Here is a 10,050-nt window from a genome sequence, read left to right as displayed (position 1 = left end):
GCGCGGCTCGTGCGACGGCGGCACGGGGGCCGCCGCCACCGGTTGCCTGCGGTGCCCGGTCCACGCCGTCCCGTCCCACCAGCGTTCGGCGGGCGGGACATGCGGGTCCGGGTACCACCCGGGCGGCGGGGTCGGGGGACTGCTCATCCCGGCACTGTAGGCCGGGCGGCGAAGGTCAGTACACCGTGTCCTGCTGATCGGGCACGACCGAACCGTCGTCCCTCAGCAGTGGCCCGAATCCGCCCTGGGGCAGGTTGTCGGCGGCCGTCGAGCACGGGTACGTGCCGGACTTGCGTGGCAGCGGTTCGATGAACATCGGGTTGGCGACCCAGCGTCCGTCGGCGTTGTCGTAGGCCCGGCACATGATCTCGTTCTTGTTCCGGTTGAGGACGAGGTGCGCGCCGGTCGCGTCGCCGACGAACGTGACGTCGGTGTCGGCGTCGCCGCCGCCGAGCGCGATGCGCCGGTCCCCACGCTGCTTGTTCCAGGCGGACTTGCCCTTGACGTGGTAGATGTCCTGGTTGATCCAGCAGCGTTTGCCGTCGATGTAGGGGATGGCCTCGCCCTGGGTGCGGCCGACGCCGCCGCAGCCCTCGTTGTAGGTGGTGATGCGGCCCTTGCGGTCGAGCACGGAGCGGATCGCGATGGTGTGCGCCCGGTCGATGCCGACGCCGCGCGACCACACCTCCGTCACCGGCTCGGACCCGGCCGACACGATGTAGACGTCGAAGCCGGCCTTCTGCAGCGTACGGATCAGGTCGCGCTGCTGGTCGTAGTAGCGGACGTAGCCGGGCAGGGTGTGCGTGCCCAGCTTCTGGGTCGCGCCGATCGGTGCGGCGAGGGCCTCCTTGCGGGCGGCGGCCGCGTACGACTCCAGTTCCGGCACGGTGTGTCCGGCGAACAGCTGCGGCACCCAGGCGTACTGGGGCACGGTGCGGCGGTGGTTCCACGTGCCGGCGAAGGCGGCGGCGCCGCTCATGGTCGTGCCGGACTCACGGATGTTGAAGATCTCGTCCGTGCAGTCGGTGTCGGTGGAGGTGGGCAGCGGGGCGCCCACGGGGACGGCGGTGCCGCAGGCGGCGGTGAGCGCCTTGTCGGCGTCGTCCGTCATCCACTTGCTGGTCTTCTTCCAGCTCGCCGGGCGAAGGATCTTGTCGTGCTTGAGGGACCAGGCGATCGTGGCGTCGGTGACGTCGTTCTTGGCGACCGTGTTGTCCCAGTCGAACGCGGCGACGGGGCGCGGGCCGTGGTGGCCGTCGCAGGTGCCCCGTTCGTCGATCATGCGTTGGAGTTGAGCCCGGTTCTGGCCGTACCAGGGCAGCTTCTTCGACAGCTGCGGGCACTTCCCGGAACCCGTGGGCGCGGACGTGGCGGCGGCCGCAGGAGAGACGAGAGCCGTGGCCACCAGAGCGGTGACCACGGCCGAAGTCCACGCGGCAACATTTCTGTTACGCATGCCTGGGGACCGTACACCTCCGTGCCGGGTCCCCTACATAGGCGTGACGTACGCCCCTGAAATCCCGCCGTCCACAAGGAAGTCGGTGGCGTTGACGAAGGCCGCGTCGTCGCTGGCGAGGAAGGCCACGGCGGCCGCGATCTCGTCGGCCTCCGCGAAACGGCCCACGGGGATGTGCACGAGCCGGCGCGCCGCCCGCTCCGGGTCCTTGGCGAACAGCTCCTGCAGGAGCGGGGTGTTGACCGGGCCGGGGCACAGCGCGTTCACGCGGATGCCCTCGCGGGCGAACTGGACGCCCAGTTCGCGGGACATGGCGAGCACGCCGCCCTTGGACGCGGTGTACGAGATCTGGGAGGTCGCCGCGCCCATGCGCGCCACGAACGAGGCGGTGTTGATGATGGAGCCCTTGCCCTGGCGCCGCATGTACGGGATCGCCGCCTTGCAACACAGGTACACGGACGTGAGGTTGACCTCCTGGACGCGCTTCCACGCCTCCAGGCCGGTGTCCAGGATGGAGTCGTCGTCGGGGGGTGAGATGCCCGCGTTGTTGAAGGCGATGTCGACCGAGCCGTGGGTGTCGTACGCCGTCTTGAAGAGGGCCTCGACCTGTCCGGCGTCGGTGACGTCGACCTTCACGAAGGTGCCGCCGACCTCGTCGGCCGCTTTCTTGCCCGCGGTCTCGTCGATGTCGCCGCACACGACGTGGGCGCCCTCGGAGGCGAGCCGGCGGGCGGTGGCGAGGCCGATGCCGCTGCCGGCGCCGGTGATGACGGCGGTGCGGCCGACCAGGCGGCGGCAGATGATCTCGTCGCTCATGGGTGTGTCAGGCCTCCGTGCTGAGGAAGACGTTCTTGGTTTCGGTGAAGGCGGTGAGGGCGTCGGGGCCCAGTTCGCGGCCGAGGCCGGACTGTTTGTAGCCGCCGAACGGGGTCGTGTAACGCACGCTGGAGTGCGAGTTGACGGACAGGTTCCCGGCGCGGACGGCTGCGCCGACGCGCAGGGCGCGGCCCACGTCGCGGGTCCAGATCGAGCCGGACAGGCCGTAGTCGGTGGCGTTGGCGAGGCGGACGGCGTCGGCCTCGTCGTCGAAGGGCAGCACGACGGCGACGGGCCCGAAGACCTCCTCGACGGCGGCGGGCGCGTCGGCGGCTGTCCCGGTCAGGACGGTCGGCGGGAACCAGAAGCCCGGGCCCTCGGGCGCGGTGCCCCGCAGCGCGGCCGCGTCGGCGGGGACGTACGCGCGCACCCGTTCGAGTTGCGCCCGGGAGATCAGCGGGCCCATCTGCGTCTTCTCGTCGGCCGGGTCGCCGACGACGACGGACGCGAGCGCGGGGGCCAGCACCTCCATGTACCGCTCGTACACGGAGCGTTGGACGAGGATGCGGGTGCGGGCGCAGCAGTCCTGGCCGCAGTTGTCGAGGAAGGACATCGGGGTGGCGAGGGCCGCCGCCTCGACGTCCGCGTCGGCGAAGACGATGTTCGGGCTCTTGCCGCCGAGTTCGAGGGTCACGCGCTTCACGCGGTCGGCGCACCGGGCCATGATCTGCTTGCCGACGCGGGTGGAGCCGGTGAACACGATCTTGGCGACGCCCGGGTGCGCGACGAGCGCGTCACCGGCCACCGGCCCCTCGCCGGGCAGCACCTGGAACAGTCCCTCGGGAAGGCCCGCCTCCAGGGCGAGTTCGGCGAGGCGCAGTGCGGTGAGCGGGGTGGTCTCCGCGGGCTTCAGGAGCACGGCGTTGCCTGCCGCGAGCGCCGGGGCGGTGCCCCATGCGGCGATCGGCATGGGGAAGTTCCAGGGGGCGATGACGCCGATCACCCCGAGGGGTTCGTGGAGCGTGACGTCGAGGCCGCCGGCGACCGGGATCTGCCGGCCCGTCAGCCGTTCGACGCCGCCGGCCGCGTAGTCGAGGAGGTCCCGGACGTTGCCGGCCTCCCAGCGGGCGTTGCCGAGGACGTGGCCGGCCTCGCGGACCTCCAACCGGGCGAGTTCTTCGCGGTGTTCGTCGACCTGTGCCGCGAAGCGGCGCAGCAGGCGGGCCCGGTCGGCGGGGGCCGCGGCGGCCCAGCCCTGCTGGGCGGCGGCCGCCCGGGCGACGGCGGTGTCGACGTCCTCACGGGTGGCGGCGGGGACGGTGGCGACGACCTCTTCGGTCGCCGGATTCAGTACGTGCAGCAGCACAGCGGTCCTACATCCTCTCGAACGACCTGCGCAGTTCCCAGTCGGTGACGGCGGCGTCGAACGCATCGAGTTCGACCCGCGCCATGTTGCGGTAGTGGGCGACGACCTCGTCCCCGAAGGCGGCCTGCGCGACGGGGCTGTTCTCCCACAGCTCGGCGGCCTCGCGCAGCGTGGTGGGGACGTGCTCGTAAGCGGCTTCGTAGGCGTTCCCCGTACAGGCGTCGGGGAGTTCGAGCTTGTGCTCGATGCCGTGCAGGCCGGCCGCGACCAGGCCCGCGACGGCCAGGTGCGGGTTGACGTCGCCGCCGGGCAGGCGGTTCTCGAACCTCAGGGACCGGCCGTGGCCGACGACGCGCAGCGCGCAGGTGCGGTTGTCGTGGCCCCAGGCGACGGCGGTCGGGGCGAAGGAGCCGGGCTGGAACCTCTTGTAGGAGTTGATGTGGGGGGCGTAGAGGAGGGAGAAGTCGCGCAGGGCGGCGAGCTGTCCGGCGAGGAAGTGGCGCATCAGCTGCGACATCCCCGGCCCGTCGGCCATCGCGTTCTCGCCGTCCGCGTCCGCGAGGGACAGGTGGATGTGGCAGGAGTTGCCCTCGCGCTCGTTGTACTTCGCCATGAAGGTGAGCGAGACGCCCTCCTGGGCGGCGATCTCCTTGGCGCCCGTCTTGTAGACGGCGTGCTGGTCGCAGGTGACGAGGGCCTCGTCGTAGCGGAAGACGATCTCGTGCTGCCCGGGGTTGCACTCGCCCTTCGCCGACTCGACGGTGAGGCCGGCCGCCCCCATCTCGTTGCGGATCCGGCGCAGCAGGGGCTCGATGCGGCCGGTGCCGAGGACGGAATAGTCGATGTTGTACTGGTTGGCGGGGGTCAGGCCGCGGTAGTGCGCGTCCCAGGCCTGCTCGTAGGTGTCCTTGAAGACGATGAACTCCAGCTCGGTGCCTACCTGGGCGGTGAGTCCGAGGTCGGCCAGGCGCTCCAGCTGGCGGCGCAGGATCTGGCGGGGTGCGGCGACGACGGGCGAGCCGTCCTCCCAGGCGAGGTCGGCGAAGAGCATCGCGGTGCCTTCGTTCCAGGGGACGCGGCGCAGGGTGGCCGGGTCGGGACGCATGGCGAAGTCGCCGTAGCCGCGGTCCCAGGAGGACATCGCGTAGCCGTCGACGGTGTTCATCTCGGCGTCGACGGCGAGCAGGTAGTTGCAGCCCTCGGTGCCGTGGTCGAGCACCTCGTCGAGGAAGAAGCGGGCGGCGAACCGCTTGCCCTGGAGCCGCCCTTGCATGTCGGGGAAGGCCAGGACGACGGTGTCGATCTCGCCGCTCGCGACGAGGGCGTGCAGCTCCTCCACGGCGAGCGGGGGTGTGCGGTCTGCCACAGGTAGAACCTCCTTGGGTCCCTGGGGGTCCCTTGGGTCGGCCGAGAGCCATAAGGTATTGCCGAGAACCATTGCTTGGGAAGGGGACCGCGCCCGATGTCGCACACGGAATCCGACGGCGGCCTCGCGACGGTGCTGCGCCCGGTGCGGGCCGGCAACGGCTTCGAGGAGGCGCTGGCGCAGATCCTCCAGGTCGTCCGGCTCGGCCTGGTGCCGGGGGGCGAACGGCTGCCGTCGGAGCGGGAGTTGGCGGAGCGGCTCGGCATCAGCCGGGTGACGCTGCGCGACGTGCTGAAGGTGCTGCAGGACCAGGGCCTGGTCGCGTCCCGGCGCGGACGCTACGGCGGCACGTTCGTGCTGCCGCGCCCCGAGGCGGCCGGCGAGGACGAGCTGCGGCGCCGCATCGCGGGCGTGGACGTGGAGGACGTCCTGCGCTTCCGCGAGGTCCTGGAGGTGGGCGCCGCAGGTCTGTGCGCGGCGCACGGGCTCGACGACGGGCAGGCCGGACGGCTGCGGGCCGCGCTCCGCGACACCCACGACGCCCCGCTGACCGACTACCGCCGCCGGGACACCCTGCTGCACCTCGCCCTCGCCGAGCTGTGCGGCTCCCCCTCCCTGGCCGGCCAGTACGCGGCGGTGCGCGCCACGGTCAATGAACTCCTGGACTGCATACCGCTGTTGGTACGGAACCTGGAGCATTCGCAGACCCAGCACACGGCCTTGGTGGAGGCCGTCCTCGACAGGGACGCGGACGGGGCGCGGGAGATGATGCGCGAGCACTGCGGGGGTACGGCGGCCCTGCTGCGCGGTTTCCTGACCTGAGCGGCGGGTGACGCACGACCCCTCGGCTGCCTTCACGTCTCACAAAGGTACGGATCCATGCCATTGGATCACGGCTGCGCGGACCGGCCGACTGCCGCCGACCGGGCTGGGTGTCGTGCACGTCGTCCCCGGCGCGCGGGCCGCCGCCACAGGGGACGGTGCCCGCATGCTGAACGTCGCGGTGTGCGGCGTGACGATCTCGTACGCTCCTCCTCACTGGCCGCGGCGGAGGCGGAACCGGGACGGGGCTGACGGCAACGGGTACGACCTAGGTTGGGGAGCACGGCACCATGGTGAGCAGGCCGCTGATCGGCATCAGCACCTACCTGGAGAACAAGGCCAGTTGGGGTGTGTGGGAGATGCCCGCCGCGCTCCTCCCGGCCGGCTATCCGCGGCTCGTGCAGTCCTCGGGCGGCCTCGGCGTGATGCTGCCGCCCGACGACGCCCGGCACGCCCCCTCGGTGGTGGCCCGGCTCGACGGAGTGATCGTCGCGGGCGGTCCCGACGTGGACCCCGGCCGTTACGGCGCCGAGCGCGACCCGCGCACGGGCCCGGCGGCGACGGAGCGGGACACGTGGGAACTCGCCCTGATCCGGGCCGCGATGACGTCCGGGACGCCGCTGCTCGGCATCTGCCGGGGCATGCAACTGCTGAACGTGGCCCTCGGCGGGACGCTGACCCAGCACCTCGAAGGGCACGTGAAGGACGTCGGGACCTTCGGGCGGCACACCGTGACGCCGGTCCCCGGCACCCGGTACGCGGACCTGGCGCCGGAGGTCACGGACGTCCCGACGTACCACCATCAGGCCGTGGACCGGCTCGGCAGGGGTCTGGTGGCGTCGGCGTACGCCGACGACGGCACCGTCGAGGCCGTCGAACTGCCCGGCATGACCTGGGTGATGGGCGTGCAGTGGCATCCCGAGATGGGTGAGGACGCGCGGGTCACCGGAGGTCTGGTACGCGCGGCTGCGACCCCGCACGGTTTCTGATCCGCCGCTCCAGCCACTCCAGCGCTGCCTCCCCCTGGGCCCGCTGGAACGCCCGGAGCGTCGGCAGCCCCGGCGGGGCCGGCCGGTCGGCGTGCTCCAGCATGAACCCGGCGAACCCGGCGAGCGCCCGCGTGACCCCCTCCGGGTCGGCGGCACGCCCCGACGGCTGTCCGGCGAAGAGGACTTCGGGGTCGGGGCCGCCCTGCGCACGGACGCACGGCAGCATGACGAGCAGGTCGAACCAGGGCGCCGCGCGCATCGCGTGCGGCCAGTCGACGAAGACGACGTCCCGCTCGGTGAGCAGGATGTTGTCGGCGCGCAGGTCGGCGTGGACGAGGGTGTCGCCGTCGGTGAACTCTGCCCAGGGAGCGGCCAGTTCGGCCAGGGCCGGGGCGTTGCGGGTGGCCCAGTCGCCGAGCCCGAGCCGCTCCACCCGTCCCTCCTCCACGAGCCTGCGCCAGCCCGCGAAGGACGGGGCGAGCACGTCGACCACGCGGGGCGCCGGGAACGGTGCGGGCGTCAGGACCCGCCCCAGTCGGTCCACGGCCCCGAGGACGCGGCTCAACTCGTCGCCCCGCCAGGGGACGTGCGGCTGCCGGCCCGGCACGTCCTCGAAGGCGAGGGCCACCCAGGTGTCGTCGTCGTACGTGGCGAGCAGCCGGGGGGCGGGCACCTCGGGCGGCAGCGCGGCGGCGTTCCTCGCCTCGGCGCGGTGCAGGGCCGGGCTGTGCGGGTTGGCCTGCGCGCTGACCGCCTTGACGAAGGCGCGGCGCCCGTCGTCGAGGGCGACGCGGGCCGCGACGCCGGGCGAGAACCCGCCGGACTGGGTCCGGGCGGTCACGACGGGAGCGCCCAGCGCGTCGGCGAGGGCGTCGCGGACGCGGTCCGGAAGGGCGTCCCACGGGGTGCGGACGCCAGTGGCGGGCGGGGCTGGGGTCGCCGGGGTCATGGGACAAAAGTAGGGCTCCGCCGACGGTGGAGAAAGCGAGTTCCGGCTCGGGACCTCGGCGCCCTCGCAGCTGACGGACCCGGTCGGGGAGCGAGCCGAGAAGAAGTCAGCGCTCGACCGCCCTCACGGCTGACGCACACGGCCGGGGCCGAGCCGAGAGGGGGGTCAGGCCCCCGACCGGGTCAGCCCCAGCAGCTCCCGCGCAGGTCCCACCGGCCGGTGCCCCGTCGGCCAGACCGCCTTGAGGTCCCGGCTGAGGCTGACCCCCTCCAGCGGGATCCGGACGAGCCGCCGCGCGGCCAGCTCCTCCCCGACCGCCAGCTCGCTGAGGACGGAGGGCCCGGCCCCGCTCACCGCCGCCGCCTTCACCGCGGTCGTGGAGGACAGCTCGATCAGCGGCCGGGCGAGCCCTCCGAGCGCCGCGTCGAGCACCTGGCGCGTGCCTGACCCCTGTTCCCGCAGGATGAGCGGTGTCGTGGACAGCTCCTGCGCCGTGAGCGGCCGGCGCCGCCGGGACCACGCGTGGCTCGGGGCCGTCACCACGATCAGCCGGTCGTGCGCGATGACCGTCGCGTCCAGCCCGGCGGGGACGGTCAGGCCCTCCACGAACCCCAGGTCCGCCTCGCCCGCGAGGAGCCGCTCGGCGACCGACGTGGAGTTGCCCGCGAGCAGCGACACGGCCGTGTCGGGGCGCGCCGAGCGCAGGGCGACGAGCCAGCGCGGCAGCAGGTACTCGGCGATCGTCATGCTCGCCGCCACCCGCAGCCGGGAGTCCCGCCGGTCGCGCAGCGCCTGCGCCCCGGCGTCGAACTCCTCGGCCGCCTCCACCACGCGCCGCGCCCAGTCCGTGACCAGCGCACCGGTGTCCGTGAGCCGGGAGCCGCGCGGCGAACGGTCCACGAGGGCGAGGCCGAGCCGGCGCTCCATCGAGCGGATGCGGCTGCTCGCCGCGGGCTGGGTGATGCCGAGCTCGCGTGCGGCCCCGCCGAGACTGCCCAGGCGCGCGACGGCCAGCAGCAGCTCCAGCGCGCCGAGGTCGGGAACCCGGTGCGCGAGCATGCCCGGCGGCGACCCGTCCATGGGGTCCGTGGTGTCCGCGTGCTCCCTGCGCCCCTTGCTCATAAAGCCAGCTTATGTCCCCATAGCGACGACGTCCCTGGTGGGGGCGGAGGCCGCGCGGGACGGTGAGGGCATGGTCACCGTCGCCCTCCCCACCGCAGGACTCGCGCCGCGCGCCGCCGCCGTCCGCCATCTCGGCCCCAACTGGTACGCCTCCGTCATGGGCACCGCGATCGTCGCGAACGCCGGAGCGAGCCTGCCGGTGCGGTTCACCGGGTTGCGGACGGCCTGCACGGCGATGTGGGCGCTGTCGTTCGCGGCGCTGCTGGTGCTCCTCGCCGCGCGGGCGCTGCACTGGACGCACCACCGCGACCAGGCGCGGGCGCACCTCATGGACCCGGCGGTGGCCCCCTTCTACGGCTGCCTGTCGATGGCGCTGCTCGCGGTGGGTGGCGGCACGGTGCTGGTGGGGCAGGACTGGATCGGGCTGGACGCGGCGGTCGCCGTCGACACGATGCTGTTCGTCGCGGGCACGCTGATCGGGCTCGTCGCGGCCGTCGCCGTCCCCTATCTGATGGTGGCCCGGCACCGGATCGAGCCGGGCCAGGCCTCCCCGGTGTGGCTGCTGCCGGTCGTGGCCCCGATGGTGTCCGCCGCGGTCGGCCCGCTGCTCGTCCCGCACCTGCCGGCCGGTCCCTGGCAGCAGATCTTCCTCCTCGCCTGTTACGGCATGTTCGGGCTGAGCCTGCTCGCCACGGCCGTCATGCTGCCGATGGTCTTCGCGCGTCTCGTCACCGCGGGCCCGCTCCCCCTGGCGCTGACCCCGACGCTCTTCCTCGTCCTCGGCCCGCTGGGCCAGTCGACGACCGCCGCGAACAAGTTCGCGGACGTCGCCACCGTGCTGCCCGCCCCGTTCGACGAGGGCTTCAGGGCGTTCGCGGTCCTCTACGGCGTCCCCGTCATGGGCTTCGCCCTGCTGTGGCTGGCGCTCGCGTCGGCGCTGGTGGTGCGGGCCCGCCGCAAGGGCATGGGCTTCGCGATGACGTGGTGGGCGTTCACCTTCCCCGTCGGCACGTGCGTGACAGGGGCGGAGGGCCTGGGCAAGCACACCGGTCTCGCCGCGTTCGACGCGCTGGCGCTGGTGCTCTACGCGGTCCTCGTCGCGGCCTGGGCCGTGGCGGCGACGCACACGGTGCGCGGCCTGCGCGACGGCCGGCTCCTCGCGCC

10 protein-coding genes are annotated in these 10,050 nt (G+C 73.1%); 3 read left to right on the top strand and 7 right to left on the bottom strand.

The features are described from left to right. The 5 genes from G3I40_RS35105 to G3I40_RS35085 form a co-directional block, all read right to left on the bottom strand. On the bottom strand, positions 1–147 hold a 147-nt coding region (locus tag G3I40_RS35105), incomplete at its 3' end, for a DUF2510 domain-containing protein (protein ID WP_164558893.1). A gap of 28 nt (positions 148–175) precedes the next feature. Then, complete coding sequence (locus tag G3I40_RS35100) at positions 176–1,456, bottom strand: haloacid dehalogenase-like hydrolase (RefSeq protein WP_203645341.1); 1,281 nt, start codon at positions 1,454–1,456, stop codon at positions 176–178. A 33-nt stretch (positions 1,457–1,489) separates the two neighbouring features. After that, a complete protein-coding gene (locus G3I40_RS35095; protein WP_164558892.1) occupies positions 1,490–2,272 on the bottom strand; it encodes a 3-oxoacyl-ACP reductase in 783 nt (260 codons plus the stop codon). A gap of 7 nt (positions 2,273–2,279) precedes the next feature. Then, positions 2,280–3,635 carry an aldehyde dehydrogenase family protein gene (locus G3I40_RS35090; protein WP_239092128.1) on the bottom strand — a complete coding sequence of 452 codons (1,356 nt, stop codon included), beginning with the start codon at positions 3,633–3,635 and terminating at the stop codon, positions 2,280–2,282. Between the two features lie 10 nt (positions 3,636–3,645). Then, positions 3,646–5,004 (bottom strand): glutamine synthetase family protein, encoded by a 1,359-nt coding sequence (locus G3I40_RS35085; protein ID WP_164558890.1) that lies wholly within the window; start codon positions 5,002–5,004, stop codon positions 3,646–3,648. A gap of 96 nt (positions 5,005–5,100) precedes the next feature. On the opposite strand from G3I40_RS35085, the gene G3I40_RS35080 reads away from it, so the two are divergent. Both G3I40_RS35080 and G3I40_RS35075 read left to right on the top strand, forming a co-directional pair. Further along, complete coding sequence (locus G3I40_RS35080; protein ID WP_164558889.1) at positions 5,101–5,826, top strand: FCD domain-containing protein; 726 nt, start codon at positions 5,101–5,103, stop codon at positions 5,824–5,826. A 290-nt stretch (positions 5,827–6,116) separates the two neighbouring features. Further along, positions 6,117–6,815, top strand: a complete 699-nt coding sequence (locus G3I40_RS35075) for a gamma-glutamyl-gamma-aminobutyrate hydrolase family protein (RefSeq protein WP_203645339.1) — start codon at positions 6,117–6,119, stop codon at positions 6,813–6,815. Here G3I40_RS35075 and G3I40_RS35070 read toward each other — a convergent pair. Both G3I40_RS35070 and G3I40_RS35065 read right to left on the bottom strand, forming a co-directional pair. Continuing rightward, positions 6,769–7,764 carry a phosphotransferase gene (locus G3I40_RS35070; protein ID WP_164558888.1) on the bottom strand — a complete coding sequence of 332 codons (996 nt, stop codon included), beginning with the start codon at positions 7,762–7,764 and terminating at the stop codon, positions 6,769–6,771. The genes G3I40_RS35075 and G3I40_RS35070 overlap by 47 nt on opposite strands. Before the next feature lie 165 nt (positions 7,765–7,929). After that, entirely contained in the window at positions 7,930–8,844 is a 915-nt protein-coding gene (locus G3I40_RS35065) for a LysR family transcriptional regulator (RefSeq protein WP_164558894.1), read from the bottom strand. A 112-nt stretch (positions 8,845–8,956) separates the two neighbouring features. Between G3I40_RS35065 and G3I40_RS35060 the strand changes: the two genes are divergently transcribed. Further along, positions 8,957–10,050, top strand: a 1,094-nt coding sequence (locus G3I40_RS35060; protein ID WP_164558887.1) for a TDT family transporter, incomplete at its 3' end; no start/stop codon positions are given.

Origin of the sequence: Streptomyces sp. SID14478, assembly GCF_010548525.1 — a bacterium.
Lineage (GTDB): Bacteria > Actinomycetota > Actinomycetes > Streptomycetales > Streptomycetaceae > Streptomyces.
This window is presented reverse-complemented; position numbering and strand designations above follow the sequence as displayed.